Here is a 19,320-nt window from a genome sequence, read left to right as displayed (position 1 = left end):
TCTCTTATTCATGATTTATAGATTATCGATTAGAAAAAAACTACGACTGACCAATTAACTAACAAGGATTTCCAGAACCTCTGTCGAAGTAGTAAAAGAGCTAATTGACGGAGGTCTTTCTCATGCCATTACCAAAAAATCGAATCGTCACCGGGCAAATCATTTATTTTCGTGCGGAAATCGAGACTTGCCCAGATTGCGGTAGAAAATTGAAACGTCATCATGCCGCGTGGAAGAAGAATATCTCCACGCTTCGCGGCGTGTTTCAGGTTTGGAACATGGCTTATCACAGCCCCCATGAAGAGTGCGGGAACTTATCGAGATACTTCAGATCTGCTCAGGCAGATGCTCTTTGCATGAAGCACACGTCATACGGATTTGACGTTCTTGCCCTCGTTGAAGAACTTCGCTTCAAGCGTCACTTAACAATCGCTGGAATCACTTAGGAGCTTAACGGACGTGGAGTAGCAACATCCGAGCGTAATTCAATGAGATTGTATGAGCGTTATTTAACGCTGCTTCGAGCTTCGGTTACAGAACAAATTCGTTTGGAACTTGAGCGCGTGGTGAAAGAGAACAAAGGCATCATGTTGTCCATGGGTGGCCGTTCAGCCGGAAAAAGGGAATGAAACCCTTTACGTCGTACGTGAAGGGTTCAGCGGAACCATTTTGGCCGCTCAAAACTTAAAAAAAGTGGTTCCGCTAGCGAACTCAAAACGCTTCTCCAGCCCATCAAAGATCTCGGATTCAGGCATTAAGAAAACGCTGCGTGGGATCCGCCTCTAGATTTGCCCGGTGTTCGGATTTTTGAAAATGCTCAAGCTATTCAGCAGTAGTCGCTGGAAAGAAGCTTGACTAAAAAAGGGGCTTGTGCTCCTGAAATGGGTTCTTCCGTCAAACGAAAACGAAGCACCGACGGATGACAGGTCGTCGAAGTTGGAACGACTATATCCTCCGAAGCGGTGAATTCGTTGTGTTGACGATGCACTAAAGCCCTGAAAATTACCTGCAGAACATCGAGCGCAAAGTCTGTGAGTTAATTGGTCAGTCGTAGTTTTTTTGTGCATAAACTATGGCTGTTTACGAGGCCGGATCAAACCATTGCAGTTTTTGTAAGCAGGTACTGTGTAGGGGAAAGGGATTCGTATAACACCGCATTCATGCATCGTGCTGGCGTCCTCGGTCGCAGAAGAGGATCGAGAAGTGGTTGCTGTAACAACTCACTGCGGTTGCTGCAACTGATAAAATCAAATTATGTACAAAAAGTAGAACTAATTTATAAAACAATATATTAAAAGAAATGGATATATGTGATGGTATTAAGAGCGCGGGAAGAAGAATTTGATTTGGGGAATTAGCTCGGATCTTGCATAAGCTCCGGCAAACCAAGCCACGCAAACAAAAAAACCGAAAATAATAAATCGTAAGAATTACCCATATCCGCACATGAGCAATTTAAATCGTTCACGAGTTCGAAAGGAGTACCTTTCTGCGGTGCTCCTTTTTTTGCCGATCTATTCATAATGCGAACTTTAATTTACTTCAGAGTTTCTACAAGCTCGTTCAAGCGATCCTCGGTTTGAGTAATGCCTTCCAGCAATCCCATGTCGAGAACGGCTTGGAGGATTCCTTTGAATCGAATACTGAACGACTGACCAATTTTATTTAAACTCTTAAATCAATGAATTCCATTGTCACTTCAGGTGCGGGCATAGCTTCATTTATATTACGCAATCCTCATCTAAGAAATAATCAGTATAGACAATTTTCTCGGGCTCCACAATTTCCTTATAAATTGTCTTGTTCCAGGATTCCATACTGATGGCTATTTTCACCAACTGTTAGAGGGATTCCCGCAATAATTCAATGATAGCAACCGGTTAGGTTCTGCTAATGCCTCGAGGGTTGTTACATCCATGTTGTGGTGGTTGAATAACTATGAGGTCTTCAAGACATAATAGGTTAGTCATCTTTACCCTTTATTTTAAGAGAACCCACACCAATAATTGCTCCCAATATCACTAAAATTATACTGGCTATTATTTCATATCCTTGCAATGCATCGATGTAATTGACGAGAAACCAACTTGATCCCCCACCCGTTAATCGGTTTATGATCCCTCCAACTCCCTGAAGCAATAGAAGTAAACTTGCACCGCTTGCAATCTCTTTCATAACGCTACATCTCCTTTTTACATAACGAATATCAAGATAGAACTCCCCTGATGCCAATATTGAATAAAATCGCCCCAATAACTGCCACTCCGACTAATACAGAAGACAACGGAGCTTTTACTAATTTTGATCGCAGTTGTTCAAGCTGATTCATTATCCAGTTTTTACATAGTATAAACACGATCAATAGTAAGATTGAAGGAAGTACCATAATCGCGTTATAGCCAAGTAAAATGCCAATGGACAAACCCGTATGAAACGCTAAACCATCCATTAGTAATATCGAGTAAAAATACGGTAAAGCTGTGGTAAACTCAATCGCAAAGACAATAATACCGAGTATGATCATCGCTCTTATAGACACTTGCGTAGGTAACCATTCCAAAAATCGGGATTCCATTTTTTTCTTAGGCTTATATAAACTAATGAGTACAAAGATGGCTCCAAGAATCGTATAAAACCAACTTGAAATTTGATTGTTCGCCATGCTTTCTATAAAACCAAGAATCGGCCCAACTCAAAGATAAACCAAGATACCCATTATAAAATAGCAAAATTGTGTCGAAAATAAAAAAAACGATCAATCGCGATGCTGTTTTTTCTTTTTGTATGAGAAGGATATAAGCTGTAATCGCCAATACCCCGGGGCTTAAAATATCAATGACAGCGCAGAGCACAATAATGAGGAGTGCTGTTGTGAAATCTATGTTGGCAGGAATTAATGATTCAATGATTTCAATCACCTAAACTTCTCCCCTCCTTTATTTATTTAACACACTGTGATAAAATAATAATAACACAGTGTGTTAAATAAAACAAGAGGTGATTTGAAGTGCCGAAAATTGTTGATCATGATCACAAAAGAAAGCTCATCGCTGAAACAGCTTGGAAAATTATTGAAACCGAAGGTATTGAAAAAGCATCTATCCGCAGAATCGCATCTGAGGCTGGAATGTCTGACGGAGCACTGAGACATTATTTCTCAAACCAAGATGAGTTACTATTATTTATCATGGATTATTTTCTTGCTCGCGGGAAAGAACGGTCGAAGAATAAATCATGGTCACAAGACCCTTTCATTGCGGTACAGGAAACGTTGTTAGAATTGGTTCCTGTAGATCGGGATAAACAAGCTGAAGCTGGCGTATGGCTGGTTTTCGTCATTCGTTCACTTACAAGTGCAGCTTTGAACACGAAAAAAGCTGAACTCATCGAAGGAGAATACATTTTAATGGAGGCACTGCTTGAAATCTTGATAAAGGCAGGCTATGTAAAAAAAGACATAGATATTGAATTAGAAAAATTAAGGCTTTCTGCAGTCATTGAAGGTTTATCCATACATGCTCTATTAAGACCGGATATATTCACCATTGAAAAAACGGAACAAATTATTACTCACCACTTAAAAGAACTTTGCAACCAATAAAAGAGCCAAATGTTATCATCTAAAACCTATTTGCGATTCATCGCGCGAACATGGCTCTTTTTTTGTAAATTAGTAGAATACTTCTTTTGAGATTAACAATCGATAAGAAATACCCGACCTGAAATGTTTTACAAAAGTTAGTTCGGGTTTCATGTTAACAACTCCTATTTTAAACGTACATCTCTAGCACATGCCGCCAAAATACCTCTAAAATGCGGTGGTGGACTATTTTTAGAATAAAAAATGCAATTTTACGAACTTTTATAAAACAAATGGAAACGTCCAATATGTCGTTAGACCTTTCCATGAGTCTCTCAAAACACTTATACAACAAAAAAACAATAGCATTATTGCGGTTTAAGAAATTTGAATGACATACGATGTGATCGTCTTAATTTTTGCATTTCTCCCAAAACCTCTGAAGTTATATACATCACAAAAAGCAAACCTTTGCTGATCATGGAATGCTAAAGTTCCATTTACTGAACCCGTGTTTCCGTGGGTGGTGATGTTGTGGATGTGTAATTGTTGAACTTTTTCTTCAAAGAACTACCGTCATTTTCTTAGCAATCTCAGATAATTTTTGGTTTTTTAAAAAGTCCTCCATTTTCTCTTCAGCCGATACCATCACCTTCTGAACTAAACACTCTGATCCATGATTCATTTCACAGTCGAATAAGGAGGCGGAGCCTTCAATGGCATGAATCACGTCGAGAAACGAGATTTCTTCCCAATTCCGTTTTAAGCGATATCCACCATTGGCTCCTGAAGTCGATTCAATCATTCCTGCCTTGACCAGCTTGGTAAGGATTTTGGATAAATACGTTGGAGAAACCTCTTGTCTCTCCGCCAATTGCTGTACGCCAATAAGTTTGTTCGGCGGGAATGCGGCAAGAAAGAGCATAGTATGAAGAGCATAGTTTGTCGCTTTAGAAAATTTCATAACGTGATGTTCACCTCAATTATGGACTTTATGTGCCCATAATAACTTTTTATATTGGCTTATGTCAAATATCGCCTCCCTTATTACTCCTTTATTCGTTGTAACTGGCAACACTCCAAGACCTACGATTCCACTGAACCTTTACCATATGGAACAAAGAAAGTAAGAAGAAAACCACTCGCTGCAACGAGGGCTAGTGACCAAAACGCGGCTTGAATTCCTTGATGCATATTGATCGGAAAAGAGAATGAGCTATAATCTGCGGTAATTGTCACCAGGGTGATGAGCAGTGCCCCGCCCATTGACATGCCCAATGTACGTATGGCCGTGGTCATCGGCGAAGCGTAATTCATCATCGAATTCGGCAAGCTCGCCATGGCAAAAGCAGTAATTGGGGTCATCATAAAACCGACCCCGGTCATAAGCAACGCATATAACCCTACCAACAGACCATACGGAGCGTGAATCGATAGCGCTATCGTTAATAGAGCCGTTACGGCGGCTATCCCGAAGAAGCCGATCCGAATCAAATAGCGACCGCCATAACGGTCGTAGATTTTACCCGATACCACTCCGGACACCCCCATCAGCAATGCACCTGGGAGCAGCATTAGCCCCGATTCTCTAGGCAGTAGTCCCCTGACATTTTGTGCATATATCGGGAGCAGCAGTTCCACCCCGGCCATCACAATGAACAGGACTACGCCTATAATCGATGCATAAGTAAATCTCGGGTAACGAAATACGTTGAAATCAAGCAAAGGGACGGCCAGTTTGAATTGGCGCTTCACAAACAGAAACGACAGTGCGAATCCCACGATAAGGAAGGTCAGCGCAAGCTGAATCCCTTTTCCCTGATCGCTAAGGATACTAAATCCATACAACAGACTGCCGAAGCCCAAACTTGAATAAAGAATCGATCTCCAGTCCAATTTCGCTTTATGCGTATCCCAAACGTTTTCCAAGCAATAATAGGCGACAAACAGGTTCGCGATCGCTATGGGCGCCACCCCATAGAATAAGATTCTCCAAGAATGATGTTGAATCACGAAGCCGGAAATCGTCGGCCCCAGTGCAGGGGCGAGTCCCACAATGAGACTGGCCAGTCCCATCGCTGCCCCGAGTTTTTCCTTTGGGAACACTAGGATAATCGTATTCAGGAACACCGGTACCAGCAATCCGGCGCCAATCCCCTGAATAATTCGTCCGCTTAGGATCAATGTGAAGTCGACGGAGAAGCCGGCAATTAGCGTCCCTGTCGTAAAGGCCCCAGCGGATGCGAAAAACAGGGTTCGCGTCGAGTATTTTCCGATCAGGAATCCCGTCACAGGGATGACAATTCCAGAAACCAGAAGATAGACGGTGATCAGCCATTGCGCCCGATTGACCTGGATTCCAAGGTCAAGCATCATTTGTGGCAAAGCCGTGTTCAGCATGGTTTGCATGAGTTGTGCCAAAAAATTCGCGACGATTAGAGATGCGACAATGATTACAGGTTTTCTTTTCATAACGTTCCTCAATTTACTACAGACACTCCAGTTTGTAGATATTACAGATATTTTTTGTCCATTATATAGTTAAAGAAATTACTTATGGGAAAATTCTTGGACACCGGTGTACATGCTCTGATCCTTCAACTGAATAAGCACCTTGCCAAAACGCCCACCCTGCTGGATGACAACCTTATCCGTCGGATAGGTCCGTTCCAAATAATTGGCTATGATTTTCCTGTTCTGGTCGTCCGCAGGCAAACCGAAGATTCTCAGCCATTCCATCACCTCCTGGAGCGCCGTGTCTCTAGGTACCTCTGTAGATTTCATTTCCCGGGTTACGAGCGACTGATAGGAATACCCTTTGAGATACAGTAAATGGAGCAAATAAGCCATTTCCAAATGTTCCGTTTTCATGGGCTGATCAGTGACCAAAGGCCAAATCTCTTTTACCAGACTGTGCTCCCTGGAGCCGACAGACAGGCTGATATAGCAATACTGTCGTGCGCAGCTCAGCACTTTCTCCACACTCTCCCAGTCGGCAATAACCGGGCACATGGAGACAAATACGAAATCAAAGGCTTTTTCCCACCCCTTTGCTTGAATATCAATGTCTTCAAAAGGCTCAGCCACAATCTCTACATTCCCGTTCTTTAATCCCGTTATATTACTTTTCAATAGCTCAACTAATGGAAGACTAGGCTCCACAGAAGTAACACTAGCCCCTCTCTCCGCAAATGGCACTGTAAATCCGCCTGAGGCCGCTCCAATGTCTAATATGGAGGTATCTTTAAATGTCACACCCTGACTTTCCAGCCAATTCATAATCCGTTTTGTTCTTCGCCTGCCTTCTTCGCTAAACGCCTGCTCGTTAAATGACTTTGCCCTATGGTCAAAAGTATGTGCTGGATCAATTCCAGCTTTTTTCATTTTGCTAACCGCTGTATCTGGATCCTTCCTCCAAGCTGCTTCCCAAACGGCATCATTAAAAAAATCGTTCGTCATCATCCTCTTCATCCCTTTCTGTTATATGTAATCATTACACTTATGACTTTTGAAAAAAGTCCTTCTCTCTAAGGAACTTTTTCCCCAAGAGAAGGACATGTCCACTTAGAGCTAAACGAAATCTTCTTCTGTCAGCTCCATGTTGATGCCAATCGCCGCTTTACTTCCGCTTGCTGCGGCATAAATCAACTGGGAAGGCATTACGTAAGCTGCATCCCCGGCGGCATACACACCTGGAACCGAGCTTTTGCCCCACTCATTTGTGGCGATACCGCCAAACTCATTTACCTCATAACCAAGCGAACCCTGAAAAGACGCCTTCGGTTTCCATTCCGGTGTAATGAATCCTCCCGTTCTCTCGATTCGCGTGCCATCCGCAAATTCCACCTGCCGCAATTTCCCCTCATGACCGATAAACATCGTTACTGCTTGTTCAACCACTTCGATGTTTCTGGATTTCAACAGTTGTTTTTGATCGTTGTCCAGAACCGCATGCCCATTTGTACAAATCACAAGATCTTTACTCCAGGTATAGAGCAGCTTGGCCATATGAAACACTCCAGAGTTCTCGGAAACAACAATTAGCGGCTGATCTCGAAGCTCCCAACCATCGCAGTAGGGACAACTGAACAAACTTGTTCCATAACAATCACGCAAACCTGGAATATCCGGGAAAATCTCCCTAAGTCCAGTGGTGATCATTAATTTGCGTGCTTCAATCCGTTTTCCGGTTGACGCCACGACGACGAACCTGTGATCAGTCCGGTGAATCTCGGTTACCTCCCAAGGTAAAAGTTCAACGGAGGGATACCCCAGAACCTCCTCATATGCAATACGCCTAAACTCGGCTGGTGTCACACCGTCTCTTGTTATAAATCCATGAGAGGCATGTGTAACCGCATTTCGGGGCTGGCTGTTATCAAATAACGCAACACTGCGTCTGGCTCGCCCAAGTACCAGAGCCGCATTGAGTCCTGCCGGGCCTCCGCCGATAATAGCACAATCATAAGTCAAAAGAATCTCCCCCTTTTTTGTTGATTTATTTGGAGGCAACAAGCTGCTGCAGTTCACCTTTCGACAATATGCCTATTTCTTTATATAGAGGCTGCCCATCTTTGAATATAATGGTTGTCGGTATGCTCATAATCTGAAATTGTGAAGAGGTTACCGGATTTTCGTCTACATTAACTTTAACGACTTTAATGGAATCATTTGCTTCCTTTTCAAACTCCTCTAATACAGGTGCAAACATTCTGCATGGACCACACCAAGGAGCCCAAAAATTCACTACTGTTATACCTTCCGTTTGCACCATCTCTTTAAAAGTAGAATCTTTCGCATGTTGAATAGCCATCGTGATCTTCCTTTCAATTAAATATACTATGGATATATAATATCTTTAATTTGTCATAAGATGGGTCTTGTAATCTTGTCCGGCGTTGTTGCCACTAAAAAATAGAACATCACCTCAAACGCATAATCAGTTGCTTGTGAATTTTCATAGCACTCCTCCATTTCAAATTAAAGACTTCATGTATCTATGATAACTTTTTTTGTATAAGATGCAAGTCAATCTCATGAAAATTTAGCCAAACCAAGGCCAGTTGCATTCTTTTGGCCTGTGATCGAGCCAACAACAGCGGACAGGCTAGGGTCTTTTGCATCCTAGTCTGCCGCTGTTGCTCTTATCGGATCGGTATTAGTTTTCGTCAAAATTGATCGGCGCAATGCCTTCCGCTCGCCACACCGTGCCTCTTTTCTCGTACTCGAATAACTGTTCTACAGCATTCGCGATTTGAGGACCTAACTCACGATCAACCAAATACAAGGCCACATCAAGACCCGAAGTCACGCCTCCCCCGCTTACGAAGCGAGGACCATCTTCAACGACTCTTGCTTCAATCGGAATTGCACCGAGAGCTCCTAACGCTTCCATGCCTATTTGATTGGTAACGGCATGTCTATCTTTCAACAAACCTCCCATCGCAGGCAGCAGTGTACCACCGCATACTGTAGCTACAATAACTTCCTCATTGTTAAAAGCTTGTTTCAATTTCTCCGACAAGCCCGTCATCATGGCCTTCTTTAATATATTTGGAATGGCATCTTCCGAATTTCCCGCTGGCTTGCCCGAAGCCCCGGGCACCAAAATGATTCCAGGACGCTTGGGGTCTAATGCAGCTTGCGCTTCGAGAGCGGGCCCGTTCAGACCGCTCGGGACAGAACGCTTGCCTTCTGCGGAAACCAATTCCACAGTAACCGCTCCGTTTGAAAACATTCCCGCAGCAGCGAATACTTCGTATGGTGCTAATGCGTCCAGCAGATCGAAACCATCGAACAAGACGATTTGAACATGCATCCTTTTGTCTTTGAATGGATCATTATTTTCTTTTGAATTCGCACTTGCTGCAGAGGTAACTAGACATAGAACTAGTACAAACGACATGAGTACTCCCATAATTTTTTTCATCCTACCACTGCCTTTCTGGATCGATTGATATTTCTGATAATGATGTTAGGAATGATCAACAGCAGCACAATAGAGCCGTAAACGCCAATTGTATAGCTGGTAGCGTAAATGAGACCAAATCCCTGATAAAAAAGGGAGGTGATGAGATGAATTGTCATGTTCGTAAAACAAAAGGCGTAACTTCGGATCATCCAGTTCCGGTGCCGAATGATGCGTTTCTTTTTGATTTGTACAAGCGCCGTAATGGCGATAAACAGCCATATTAGATTAAGAGCGTTGAACACCATACTGCTTATTTTTCCTCCGGTAGCATAAGGAGCCATATATCCGGAAGTAAGCACGACAAGAAGGACGGATACTAAATAAACGTAGCCGTTTATACGGTGGAGCTTGCGGCTTTTTTCAAAGACGCGGTTGGAGAAGTTCAGCACCCCCGTCGCCATGGCGATGCAGGCAAACGCAACATGAACGTGCATAACGTTGATCCAGACTGGAAGATTTAGTTCGCGCTTCAGGCCGATTTTATGGCTTAAAAACGCCTTGGCTCCAGGATCGATAATAAAATTGGCCACCAAAGCGTAAAGGATAAATAGAATACTGATGCAGGCCAAAAGTCCGTATGATATTTTCCACTCCTTCATGCGATCCATCCCCTCATTTTAATTGCCAATTCGCATTTATGGGTTAGGTAACACGCTTGCCTGTTAATTTGGATGCAGGCAGTATGCCGGCCCTGGCGAATCCAATCATGTCATCTCCACGCACGATAACTTCGAATTTTAGATTTAACCGCATAGGTTTCGTGACGCGCAGCGACCAGGTAAGCTTATTGTCCTGAAGTAAGGGGTTTATAAACTCGACCGTTTCATCCCCTTGTGTGGCCTGGCCTTGGATCAACCCATTCCTTATGGAAATGGAGAGCTTGACCTCCAGTTTCCCAACAGGCGTAGCAATTGTCGTATCCCAATCCCCGTCGAATTCAGATTCTCCGGGTAATTTGATTTCCGAGGTATCATAAATCATCCCCGTATTGTTCGTTTCTTCGTCGGTCTCTGCCTTGTGAGAGCTAGGCGCCCTTCCTTCTTCCCGCCAGACCGTTCCTCTCCGTTCATATTCGAACAGCTGCTCTACCGCGTGCGCGATACGCGGTCCAAGCTCGCGTTCCACCAGATACAGCGCTGCATCGAGTCCCGAAGTAACGCCGCCGCTAGTAACCAGATTGCCGCTATCCACTACGCGTGCCGGGACGGGAATGGCTCCGGTTGCTCCAAGTACATTCATGCCCAGATGATGCGTTACCGCCGGTCTGCCCTCCAAGAGCCCTCCCATGGCCAGTAACAGGGAACCGCCGCAAACCGTGGCAACGATGATGTCTTTTTGCCCGAGTGCTCGCTCAATCAATCCAGCCAATTCCGTATTCAATGCCCGAGACAGAATGGCTGGGGGCGAATTCGGCCCATCTCCTTCGACGTCACCCGACGCGCCAGGTACGAGAATGATGCCCGTACGTTCCGGGTTCAGTCTGCCGCTCGCTTCAATTTTTAACCCGTTGATGCCGCTGGTGACGATTCTCGGCCCTTCAGCGGTAACGAATTCTACGCTTAACGCGTTTTCAGCATACATTGCCGCGGCACAAAAAACCTCGTAAGGCGCAATGGCATCCAGAAGGTCAAAGCCATCAAAAAGCACGACTTGAACCGTTAACATCCATAAACCTCCTCATATTCAAAGTCAGTCGATTGATCCTCGAACCTGCGGATCGTATTAGGGAAAAGTTTATGTCAACCTCCTTCATCCGTTTTTTGCGTTGAACGGGCCCTGACTCGTGATATTTGCTGTCCGACTCGACAAGAAGTATCGTAACAAACGAGTATCTCAAATGAAGTTGGATAAAGGTCACAAAACAATAAACAAATCATCACAAATTAGGTGGTTCTGTTTGTTGCATGGGGTTAAATGATAAACTAGTTTTCAAAGGTGGGATATTCATGAGTGAAATCAGTACCATACTGGTTGTTGACGATGATCAAAGCATTGTCGAACTATTGAGCGACTTTTTAGAGTATGAAAATTTTCGCGTTATAACCGCTTGCGATTCTGTTCAAGCTTGGACATTGTTTGAGCAGAATTCCATTCATTGTATTGTGCTTGACATCATGATGCCGGGTCAAAACGGGTTTGAGTTATGCCGCCGGATTCGGGAGAAGAGTAATGTTCCGATCCTTTTCTTGAGCGCACGCAGCGACGATGTAGACAAGATTCGCGGCTTGACGCTCGGCGGCGATGATTATATCGTCAAAACCGCTTCACCAGGCGAGATCGTAGCCAGGATAAAAGCTGTACTACGGCGTTCTGTTTCCCAACTGCAAATGAGTGAGAGAATCTTGGATTTTGGCCGCCTCAAGCTAAATCTATCCACAAGAGAAGTATTCGTGGATGGGAAGAGTGTAGTGCTCACCCCGAGGGAATATGAATTATTGCGATTATTTGCCGAACACCCCAGGCATGTTTTTGCATATGAACAGATACTTTCGAAATTTTGGAACGGGGTAGGCGACAGGCATACGATTCGGGTGCACATCGGCCGACTTCGCGAGAAAATTGAATCCGATCCGAACCATCCTCAATACCTAGTCAACGTATGGGGAATAGGGTATCGCTTCGAGGGAGGTTAAGATGAGAACACTTCGTATTCGTTCGTTTACTATACTGCTTTTCTTTTTCTTAATGTTAGTGCCGTGGATCTTTTATGTGACAACACACTTCATAGAGACAAAAACGCTCAGCTTCGCAAAAAACGGAGCTCAAGCCGAGATTCTGCAAGGACAATGGATCGAGAAGATCGTACAGCTGATCGAAACCAATTCGGACAAATGGAGGGATCCGAATTGGCAAAACCAATTGCATCATGAGTTGCAACAAGCGAAAATGGAAGCGGCTATTCTATCTGCATCAGATCAAGAAATTTACCGTTCTAATCCGCAGAGCCATGGCATATTGCCTTCTACCGAACGGTTCTCCATTATAGAGGACGGTCATTTACTTGGAAAGGTCATTATTTATCTTCCGAAGTCAAATGGGGTTCGGATCATTTCGATATTTGCCGGGCTATTGTTAGCTTTTTTTATTGTCGGTGTTGAAATGCGAAGGTTTCTTCTTAAGCCTCTCGAAAAGATGAGTTTTGCAGCTAGAAAAATCGCTGCAGGAGATTGGGGCGTGGAGTTGCCTAGATCCAGGATCACCGAAATCTCTGAAGTACGCGATGCATTCGAAGTGATGGTGAATGGAATACAAAAAGCTTTTCAAAAACAAGCGGAATTGGAAGAAGCACGCCGATTCGTGATCGCAGCAGTTGCGCATGATTTGCGGACTCCACTCTTCGTATTAAGAGGATATTTGGATGGTCTGGAGCAGGGCATTGCCCAATCTCCGGATAAAATAACCAAGTATTTGGCGGTTTGTAAGGAAAAATCGGCGCAATTGGACCGGTTGGTAGAGGACCTTTTCACATTTACAAAGATGGAGCATGTGGAGATGAATCTTAACAAGCAAACGATTGATTTTAAACTCATCATCCTGAAATCGATTGACAGTTTAAGTCCGCTAGCTCGCCAAAAGAACCTCTCGATCTCGACCCATACTGTAGATGACTGCTTCATTAGCGGTGATATGCATTTATTGGAACGAGCGATGAACAATTTGTTGGATAATGCCGTCAGACACACACCCTCGTTTGGTGAAATTGTTGTTCAATGTTATAAAGAAGGTAACAAAATAAAGTTTATGATCCGTGATACAGGCCCGGGCTTCCGCCAATAAGTATTTACTGGGATGCTTTCAGCCCTATCACGCTTGTATCGATAATGCTATTCATTCCGCAGCAGGACCACAACTACGCGAAGATTGCAGCACGATCATGCGAATACAAGGCGAGACAGAGGCAACAGGTGGGGCTAAGATCACAAGGGGCTATAACTTACCGTCAGATTATGTGCTTCATACGGTAGGTCCCATTGTACCTAAAGAAACTAAATTAACAGATAAACATCGTGTCGAGCTGGCTGGAGAGCGTAAAAAGTTTTGTGTAAATAGTTAAACTTCCCATTAAGGAGATGATCATTTATGCAAGACAAAAGAGATCTTACGATTAAAGAATTGGCTAAGGATTGCCGCACGATTGAGGATGTCCACATGATGCTGAAGGACCTGTTTCGTGACACGATCCAGCAGTTGTTTGAAGCTGAAATGGATGAGCATTTGGGCTACAACAAGCATAGCTCTGAAGGTGATCATACTGGAAACAGTCGAAACGGCTACAGCAAAAAGACGGTAAAAACCAAATTTGGCAATACTGAACTCCGTGTGCCTCGCGATCGCAACGGCGAATTTGAACCTCATATTGTAAAAAAACACGAGACTACCGTGAATGGCTTAGAGGACCAAATCATTGCTCTCTATGCGAAAGGGATGTCTACGCGAGACATTGAGGAGCACATGAAGGATCTATATGGAATTGAAGTATCAGCAGCGATGGTCAGTAAAGTAACGGATAAGATCATGCCAATGGTAGCGGAATGGCAATGTAGACCACTTGACCGCGTTTACCCTATTGTATTTCTTGATGCCATTCACTTTAAAGTTGCCAAGATAATCGGATCATCAATAAAGCAGCATACAGCGTTCTAGGAATTACTATGTCTGGACATAAGGATATTTTGGGTATCTGGATTGGCGAGCACGAGAGTGCTAGCTTTTGGCTAAATGTGTGTACGGAGTTGAAAAGTCGTGGAGTCGAAGATATCCTGATTGCGTGTAAGGACGGGCTTTCCGGGTTTTCAGAGGCCATTAACGCCGCGTTTCCGAGAACGCAGATTCAGCTATGCGTCATCCATCAGATACGGAATTCCATGAAATATGTACCGTTCAAGGAAGAGAAACTAGTCTTGGCGGACCTAAAGAAAGTCTATCAAGCTCTTACGTTAGAAGAAGCCGAAGTTGCCTTCTCTGCCTTTAAAGAGAGGTGGGAGAAGAAGTATCCGATTATTATCCGTTCCTGGGAAAATAACTGGATTGAGTTGACCGCTTATTTTACCTATCCTCCAGAGATTCGCAAGATGATCTACACCAGGAGTGTGATTGAGGGATATCACCGTCAACTCCGCAAGGTAACAAAAACGAAAACCGCCTATCCGTCTGATGATGCTCTGCGTAAAATCATCTATCTTGCGACGATTGAGGCTTCGAGGAAGTGGACTATGCCAGTCAGGAGTTGGAAAGAATGTATATCGCAGCTTGCCATCCATTTTGGGGATCGGTTGCAAGCGGAACTGTCCGCCTAATCCAACTGTTGAGCCGGCTTGACATGGAGCCTCTGCGGGCATGATTTCTTGCGATTGGGCGATGCCAGTATACCATGCATCGCATGGCGAACCAGCCTATCATGCCCGCCCCTCCATGTAAAGCCTATGATGTAACTCTTCATTTCTTAAAAACCCATTTACACAAAATAATTTACATTCCCGCTGGCTGCTTGTTATCGCGCTTGTTTGGAACTAGCGGCTAAGATCCCGGATATAAAGAGTATTACATTTTGTGCGATCTCAACAGGGGTTTTTGGATTCCCCAAGCCTGAAGCTGCAAAAGTAGCTGTTCAAACGGTGAATGATTGGCGGCTTCTTGTCTGGATTTGAAGTAGGTCAGGCGGCATTTCAATCATTGCTTCGAGTATCCTTCTTGTAAGAGCTACCTTTCGATCGAGCGGCTGGTAAGGATCCGTTGCAGAGGACATAAAGATATTAATAGATTTGTTTCTGCGACGTAGTCTGACCACCTCAGCCAGATAGTTTTCTGCTGCGTTCGTTTTAATATCCACCCATTCTCCCCATGGAATATCCTTAAACCGTTGAATCGGCATTTCCCTTACGTAGCAATACGTGCAAAAAAAGGCACAGCCACTGTACGGATTCAACGAATGGGTAAATCCGACATCCAGATAACCTTTCACTTCGCTAAGAATGTTCTTAGACAGGATATCTTTGATCTCTATATTCATTTAACTGGGTACCTTTCCGGAAGATCAGGACTTGAACACGCGCAAATATTCCGAACGTAAGAGCCGCCAGTTCACGAATCAGTCGCTCATCAATCCCCGGCTGAAAGGAGAAGTCGAATTCGTTCAGCGTGCGCCGAAAAGGCAGGTGGGACAGCTTCATGCGAACCTCTACGTTTCGGCGCTGGCGCTCTTGTATCTCAGCGTCCAGCAATTCAATGAGAAAAGAGAGATACGTACTTTGGCTACGACTGGCGGCTTCCAGCTTGGCATCGAGCGATTGGGCCGCTTGGCCCAATCCGAGCTCCTCCAAACGGTGACGGGCTTGTTCCAGCTCGATCATACGCCCACCTCTACAAGATGCTCATACACGTCCAACGGACGCACTTCCACGTCTTGAACAGGAATCTGAACGCCTTGCGGCTTTGGATAAGCATATCCCTGAGCCGTACTCAGATTCGCGTATTGGCCCTCACACATGACGAGCATTCGGGATCGGTACTGCTTCTCGTGCCGAGCGATGAGCTGCTTCTCACAGTAAATTTCGATGAATCCGTTTATGTCTCGCACCCTTACTTCACGTCCGCTATACTGCCATGGAACGCCATAACGAACGCCGTCGTAGCTTACAAATCCGTCACGGCTTACCTTCCGCGGTTCAAATCGGTACTTTGCCCAGCGTTCCGGAGACGGAAGCATACCGAGCTTCTCTTGTGCCAAGCGATCGATCGGTCTTTCTCCAGTTGTACCGTGGATCCGACGGTTTTGCTCATCACACCACTGTCTGGCTTGGCGATTTAGGTCACCAAGATCGGTGAATGATCGCCCTGGCATGAAGCTTTGCTCAATGAACTGAACACTTCGTTCGACCTTTCCTTTCGTTTGGGGACGACGAACGCGACAGACCTTGGGAATCAAGCCGATTGCAGCAGCAAAATCTTCAAACAACGGATGCCATCTCGGCTTACGATCATCGCCCATGCCTAGAATCACGGTCTTCATTTGGTCGGTCAGCATGGTCTTCGGGACACCACCGAAGTATTCCAATCCGTTCATCAGGCAGCGTAAGAAACTGTGGATATCACAACGCTTTGTAAATTCGATGTACATGGCTCGAGAGTAACCTAACACCATCGCAAAAACGGGGATTTTACGCACTTCACCGTTTAAATCGATGTACTCGCAAATCTTCCAATCCACTTGGGCTTGGTACCCGGCTTCTGTCTCATAGCGTTGCACCGCAGGTGCATGCTTTGGAGGCCGACGGGGCTTCACATAGTCCTTGATGATCGTAATACAAGAGACGCAGCAGAACTTCACAATTAAAAATCCCCTTTTCCAGGCATTGATCCAGCAAGGATTTGAACGGATCGAGCTTGGAAACTCTCTTCTTTCGTGAACGAGGTTCCGGAATTCCGTCTGCACGGAGGTATTTTCGAATGGTATTACGAGAATAGCCCGTTTCTCTTGTGCTTTCGCGGATACTCTTGCCGCTCGCTTGAAGTTCGTGTAATCTGATCACAGTCCCACTCCTTAGCATATATCTCCCCTCTGAAGCTACTTTGGTCGGTAATTTCAGAGAGAGGTATTCTACAGGGGTGGGTCATTTTCATTCCGGCGAACCTGGGTCAATTATATCCCGGCGGTGACATTTGGGAACATTTTTGTGGTTTGAAAACCGTTCAGCAAACCCTACGGTATATCTTATATTATTATAACATATTAACGCAGTGAATAGATAAAGATTCTTGACAAAATAAAAACTGCCGACAGGTACTTTGTCGACAGTCTGAACCACCCGTTGGACGGGGGGTTATGATTTGTTGACTTCCAACATCCGAAGCAGAATCACCGTCGCTTCTGCGCGGGTTGCGATTTCGTTTGCTACAAAACGGTTTCCTCCCCGCCCATCGACAATGCCAAGTTTGCAGATCGCTTCGACTGCACCTTTCGCCCATTGTGGAATCACTTCATCATCGGCAATGCCGGTTGACATGCCGGGATTCGTCTGCAATGTAAGGGACCGGGCGATCATCGCCGCCATCTCTGCACGCGTGATGCGGTTGTTCGGCCGGAAACTGCCATCATCGTATCCATCGATAATTCTCGCCTCTACCGCCTGTGCAACGGCTTGTTTTGCCCATTCGCCGATTTGTTCGTTGTCGGCAAACGTAAGTGCTGTACCTTCACTTTTCAGTTTCAGAGCGCCTGCCAGCATCACGGTAAACTCGGCGCGAGTGACCGGATTGTTCGGTTTAAATGTGCCGTCTGGATAACCGCTAACGAAGCCTTTCTCTACAGCACGCAGGATGTAGTTCTTTGCCCAATGTCCGGCGATATCGGAAAATTCAATGGCCGGTTCGGACGGTTGTGGCGTTTCGCGGTAAATGGTCAACGTATAGTTTTTCTCCGCATCATTTTCTGCTCGTACCGTTAATACGAACGTATTTTTGCCTTCCTCCAGATCGACTTTCGCCCTGTCGGCCATGACTTTATCCTGTAGAATGACTTTGGCTGCGGAGTGCGCTTCTTTTACTACAAGCTCCACTTGTTCGGATGTTGTACGTGCCGTATATGCCGTTGTTCCAGAAGCAAATGAAGGGCTTAGATTCAATGGTTTGCCTCCCGCCCATACTTGCAGATCCGCAAGATCCGCATTGTTGGACAACCCGCGACCTCCGCCACCACCACCGGAACCGCTGTTACCTCCTGATGCTCTTGGGGTCGCTGTCGCTACATTGGAGAAATCACTGGTTCCTTCTGCAGAGACAGCCTTCACTGCGAATACATACGTTTTTCCGTTCGTTAATCCGGTGACGATGTAGGAGTTCATTGCAATATTCGATTGAACGAGCCTCCAGTTCGCCGGATCGACCGGAGCTGATGCGCCTTCTGCTTGGTAAACCGCGTAAGTCACGCTGCCTGTTTCCGTGACCGCATCCCACTCCAATGTAACGGAACGATTAGCTGCCGAAGCTGTCAGATTCGCAGGTGCAGGTATCGTTTCAATCGTATACTGTTCCTCCATTAGTTCGCTGTCGAGCATGCCGGACTTCATCGCGATTGCCTTGATCGTCATCTCCGAAGCAACTTCGATTGGTGCGGTATATTCCATACTGCTGCGGCTCGGCGTGCTGCCGTCCGTCGTGTAGTAAATTGTTGCTCCCTCGGTCGCCGTGCTCAATGTCACCCTTGTACCAGACGGAACCGCACCGCCTGAGGGATCTGCAACCGGTTTGGCGACTTGCTCGGGAGACAAGATCGTGTACGACTCGGTCATTACTTGGCTGTCGAGCATACCGTCCTTCGCGGCAATCGCCTTGATCGTCATCTCCGAAGCAACTTCGATTGGTGCGGTATATTCCATACTGCTGCGGCTCGGCGTGCTGCCGTCCGTCGTGTAGTAAATTGTTGCTCCCTCGGTCGCCGTGCTCAATGTCACCCTTGTACCAGACGGAACCGCACCGCCTGAGGGATCTGCAACCGGTTTGGCGACTTGCTCGGGAGACAAGATCGTATAATGCTCCTCCATCACTTCGCTGTCGAGCATACCGTCCTTCGCGGCAATCGCCTTGATCGTCATCTCTGTTGTCACTTCGATGGGCGCGGTATATTCGGCACTGCTGCTTGTCGGTTCGCTGCCATCTGTCGTGTAGTAAATCGTCGCCCCCTCGGTCGCTGTGCTCAACGTCACTTTGGTGCCGGACGGAACTGCGCCGCCGGCCGGGTCTGCCACCGGCTTGGCGACCTGTTCCGGCACTT

Annotated in this window: 18 protein-coding genes and 5 pseudogenes; 7 read left to right on the top strand and 16 right to left on the bottom strand. The window is 45.5% G+C overall.

The window, feature by feature from the left end; translation table 11 throughout:
- Positions 1–122 precede the first annotated feature (122 nt).
- Positions 123–446 carry a hypothetical protein gene (locus EDM58_RS26160; RefSeq protein ID WP_246000569.1) on the top strand — a complete coding sequence of 108 codons (324 nt, stop codon included), beginning with the start codon at positions 123–125 and terminating at the stop codon, positions 444–446.
- 1,091 nt (positions 447–1,537) lie between these two features.
- On the opposite strand, the pseudogene EDM58_RS26155 reads toward EDM58_RS26160, so the two are convergent.
- The 4 genes and pseudogenes from EDM58_RS26155 to EDM58_RS26515 all read right to left on the bottom strand — a co-directional run.
- Positions 1,538–1,817: pseudogene (locus EDM58_RS26155) on the bottom strand (SRPBCC domain-containing protein); the annotation flags it as partial.
- A 145-nt stretch (positions 1,818–1,962) separates the two neighbouring features.
- Positions 1,963–2,175 (bottom strand): hypothetical protein, encoded by a 213-nt coding sequence (locus EDM58_RS07860; protein ID WP_122912853.1) that lies wholly within the window; start codon positions 2,173–2,175, stop codon positions 1,963–1,965.
- Positions 2,176–2,206: 31 nt separating this feature from the next.
- The gene (locus EDM58_RS26520) at positions 2,207–2,662 is read right to left on the bottom strand and encodes a GAP family protein (RefSeq protein WP_425455608.1); all 456 of its coding nucleotides are present in this window, start codon (positions 2,660–2,662) and stop codon (positions 2,207–2,209) included.
- A complete protein-coding gene (locus EDM58_RS26515) occupies positions 2,598–2,918 on the bottom strand; it encodes a hypothetical protein (protein ID WP_425455607.1) in 321 nt (106 codons plus the stop codon). Before EDM58_RS26515 ends, EDM58_RS26520 begins: the two co-directional genes overlap by 65 nt.
- 89 nt (positions 2,919–3,007) lie before the next feature.
- Here EDM58_RS26515 and EDM58_RS07850 point away from each other — a divergent pair, with 89 nt between their 5' ends.
- The gene (locus EDM58_RS07850; protein ID WP_122912852.1) at positions 3,008–3,601 is read left to right on the top strand and encodes a TetR/AcrR family transcriptional regulator; all 594 of its coding nucleotides are present in this window, start codon (positions 3,008–3,010) and stop codon (positions 3,599–3,601) included.
- 541 nt (positions 3,602–4,142) lie between these two features.
- Here EDM58_RS07850 and EDM58_RS07845 read toward each other — a convergent pair.
- The 8 genes from EDM58_RS07845 to EDM58_RS07810 form a co-directional block, all read right to left on the bottom strand.
- The gene (locus EDM58_RS07845; protein WP_036623450.1) at positions 4,143–4,544 is read right to left on the bottom strand and encodes an Rrf2 family transcriptional regulator; all 402 of its coding nucleotides are present in this window, start codon (positions 4,542–4,544) and stop codon (positions 4,143–4,145) included.
- Between the two features lie 122 nt (positions 4,545–4,666).
- Positions 4,667–6,052 carry a DHA2 family efflux MFS transporter permease subunit gene (locus tag EDM58_RS07840; protein WP_036628256.1) on the bottom strand — a complete coding sequence of 462 codons (1,386 nt, stop codon included), beginning with the start codon at positions 6,050–6,052 and terminating at the stop codon, positions 4,667–4,669.
- 78 nt (positions 6,053–6,130) lie between these two features.
- A complete protein-coding gene (locus tag EDM58_RS07835) occupies positions 6,131–7,039 on the bottom strand; it encodes a class I SAM-dependent methyltransferase (protein ID WP_122913041.1) in 909 nt (302 codons plus the stop codon).
- Between the two features lie 111 nt (positions 7,040–7,150).
- A complete protein-coding gene (locus EDM58_RS07830; protein WP_122912851.1) occupies positions 7,151–8,053 on the bottom strand; it encodes an NAD(P)/FAD-dependent oxidoreductase in 903 nt (300 codons plus the stop codon).
- 25 nt (positions 8,054–8,078) lie between these two features.
- Positions 8,079–8,393 carry a thioredoxin gene (gene trxA / locus EDM58_RS07825; protein WP_122912850.1) on the bottom strand — a complete coding sequence of 105 codons (315 nt, stop codon included), beginning with the start codon at positions 8,391–8,393 and terminating at the stop codon, positions 8,079–8,081.
- A gap of 345 nt (positions 8,394–8,738) precedes the next feature.
- Complete coding sequence (locus tag EDM58_RS07820; RefSeq protein ID WP_122912849.1) at positions 8,739–9,509, bottom strand: DJ-1/PfpI family protein; 771 nt, start codon at positions 9,507–9,509, stop codon at positions 8,739–8,741.
- Positions 9,506–10,150 (bottom strand): DUF2306 domain-containing protein, encoded by a 645-nt coding sequence (locus EDM58_RS07815; RefSeq protein WP_122912848.1) that lies wholly within the window; start codon positions 10,148–10,150, stop codon positions 9,506–9,508. The genes EDM58_RS07820 and EDM58_RS07815 overlap by 4 nt, the downstream gene beginning before the upstream one ends.
- Positions 10,151–10,193: 43 nt before the next feature.
- The gene (locus tag EDM58_RS07810; protein ID WP_122912847.1) at positions 10,194–11,216 is read right to left on the bottom strand and encodes a DJ-1/PfpI family protein; all 1,023 of its coding nucleotides are present in this window, start codon (positions 11,214–11,216) and stop codon (positions 10,194–10,196) included.
- A gap of 281 nt (positions 11,217–11,497) precedes the next feature.
- On the opposite strand from EDM58_RS07810, the gene EDM58_RS07805 reads away from it, so the two are divergent.
- The 5 genes and pseudogenes from EDM58_RS07805 (at position 11,498) to EDM58_RS07785 (ending at position 15,199) form a co-directional block, all read left to right on the top strand.
- Positions 11,498–12,184 carry a response regulator transcription factor gene (locus EDM58_RS07805; RefSeq protein WP_122913040.1) on the top strand — a complete coding sequence of 229 codons (687 nt, stop codon included), beginning with the start codon at positions 11,498–11,500 and terminating at the stop codon, positions 12,182–12,184.
- 1 nt (position 12,185) lies between these two features.
- Positions 12,186–13,328, top strand: a complete 1,143-nt coding sequence (locus EDM58_RS07800; RefSeq protein WP_122912846.1) for a sensor histidine kinase — start codon at positions 12,186–12,188, stop codon at positions 13,326–13,328.
- Positions 13,318–13,521, top strand: a pseudogene (locus tag EDM58_RS07795) (macro domain-containing protein); the annotation flags it as partial. The gene EDM58_RS07800 and the pseudogene EDM58_RS07795, both read left to right, overlap by 11 nt.
- A gap of 110 nt (positions 13,522–13,631) precedes the next feature.
- A pseudogene (locus EDM58_RS07790) lies at positions 13,632–14,848 on the top strand (IS256 family transposase).
- A gap of 183 nt (positions 14,849–15,031) precedes the next feature.
- Positions 15,032–15,199 carry a macro domain-containing protein gene (locus EDM58_RS07785; protein ID WP_081787894.1) on the top strand — a complete coding sequence of 56 codons (168 nt, stop codon included), beginning with the start codon at positions 15,032–15,034 and terminating at the stop codon, positions 15,197–15,199.
- Here EDM58_RS07785 and EDM58_RS07780 read toward each other — a convergent pair.
- From EDM58_RS07780 to EDM58_RS07765, 4 genes and pseudogenes are all read right to left on the bottom strand, one after another.
- A pseudogene (locus EDM58_RS07780) lies at positions 15,181–15,561 on the bottom strand (radical SAM family protein); the annotation flags it as partial. The gene EDM58_RS07785 and the pseudogene EDM58_RS07780 sit on opposite strands and share 19 nt — an antisense overlap.
- A complete protein-coding gene (locus EDM58_RS07775; RefSeq protein ID WP_024985588.1) occupies positions 15,530–15,901 on the bottom strand; it encodes an ATP-binding protein in 372 nt (123 codons plus the stop codon). The gene EDM58_RS07775 and the pseudogene EDM58_RS07780, both read right to left, overlap by 32 nt.
- Positions 15,898–17,098: pseudogene (gene istA / locus EDM58_RS07770) on the bottom strand (IS21 family transposase). Before istA ends, EDM58_RS07775 begins: the two are co-directional and overlap by 4 nt.
- A 273-nt stretch (positions 17,099–17,371) precedes the next feature.
- The coding region (locus EDM58_RS07765; RefSeq protein ID WP_183187448.1) for a chitobiase/beta-hexosaminidase C-terminal domain-containing protein at positions 17,372–19,320 on the bottom strand (1,949 nt) is incomplete at its 5' end.

The organism is Brevibacillus panacihumi (genome assembly GCF_003710985.1).
GTDB classification, from domain to species: domain Bacteria; phylum Bacillota; class Bacilli; order Brevibacillales; family Brevibacillaceae; genus Brevibacillus; species Brevibacillus panacihumi.
This window is presented reverse-complemented; position numbering and strand designations above follow the sequence as displayed.

What these genes read in the sequence shown, in the direction of transcription:
- EDM58_RS26160 (WP_246000569.1), top strand. Translation starts at nt 123, where the DNA reads ATGCCATTACCAAAAAATCGAATCGTCACCGGGCAAATCATTTATTTT.
- EDM58_RS07860 (WP_122912853.1), bottom strand. Translation starts at nt 2,175, where the DNA reads ATGAAAGAGATTGCAAGCGGTGCAAGTTTACTTCTATTGCTTCAGGGA.
- EDM58_RS26520 (WP_425455608.1), bottom strand. Translation starts at nt 2,662, where the DNA reads ATGGCGAACAATCAAATTTCAAGTTGGTTTTATACGATTCTTGGAGCC.
- EDM58_RS07845 (WP_036623450.1), bottom strand. Translation starts at nt 4,544, where the DNA reads ATGAAATTTTCTAAAGCGACAAACTATGCTCTTCATACTATGCTCTTT.
- EDM58_RS07840 (WP_036628256.1), bottom strand. Translation starts at nt 6,052, where the DNA reads ATGAAAAGAAAACCTGTAATCATTGTCGCATCTCTAATCGTCGCGAAT.
- EDM58_RS07835 (WP_122913041.1), bottom strand. Translation starts at nt 7,039, where the DNA reads ATGACGAACGATTTTTTTAATGATGCCGTTTGGGAAGCAGCTTGGAGG.
- trxA (WP_122912850.1), bottom strand. Translation starts at nt 8,393, where the DNA reads ATGGCTATTCAACATGCGAAAGATTCTACTTTTAAAGAGATGGTGCAA.
- EDM58_RS07820 (WP_122912849.1), bottom strand. Translation starts at nt 9,509, where the DNA reads ATGAAAAAAATTATGGGAGTACTCATGTCGTTTGTACTAGTTCTATGT.
- EDM58_RS07815 (WP_122912848.1), bottom strand. Translation starts at nt 10,150, where the DNA reads ATGAAGGAGTGGAAAATATCATACGGACTTTTGGCCTGCATCAGTATT.
- EDM58_RS07810 (WP_122912847.1), bottom strand. Translation starts at nt 11,216, where the DNA reads ATGTTAACGGTTCAAGTCGTGCTTTTTGATGGCTTTGACCTTCTGGAT.
- EDM58_RS07805 (WP_122913040.1), top strand. Translation starts at nt 11,498, where the DNA reads ATGAGTGAAATCAGTACCATACTGGTTGTTGACGATGATCAAAGCATT.
- EDM58_RS07800 (WP_122912846.1), top strand. Translation starts at nt 12,186, where the DNA reads ATGAGAACACTTCGTATTCGTTCGTTTACTATACTGCTTTTCTTTTTC.
- EDM58_RS07775 (WP_024985588.1), bottom strand. Translation starts at nt 15,901, where the DNA reads ATGATCGAGCTGGAACAAGCCCGTCACCGTTTGGAGGAGCTCGGATTG.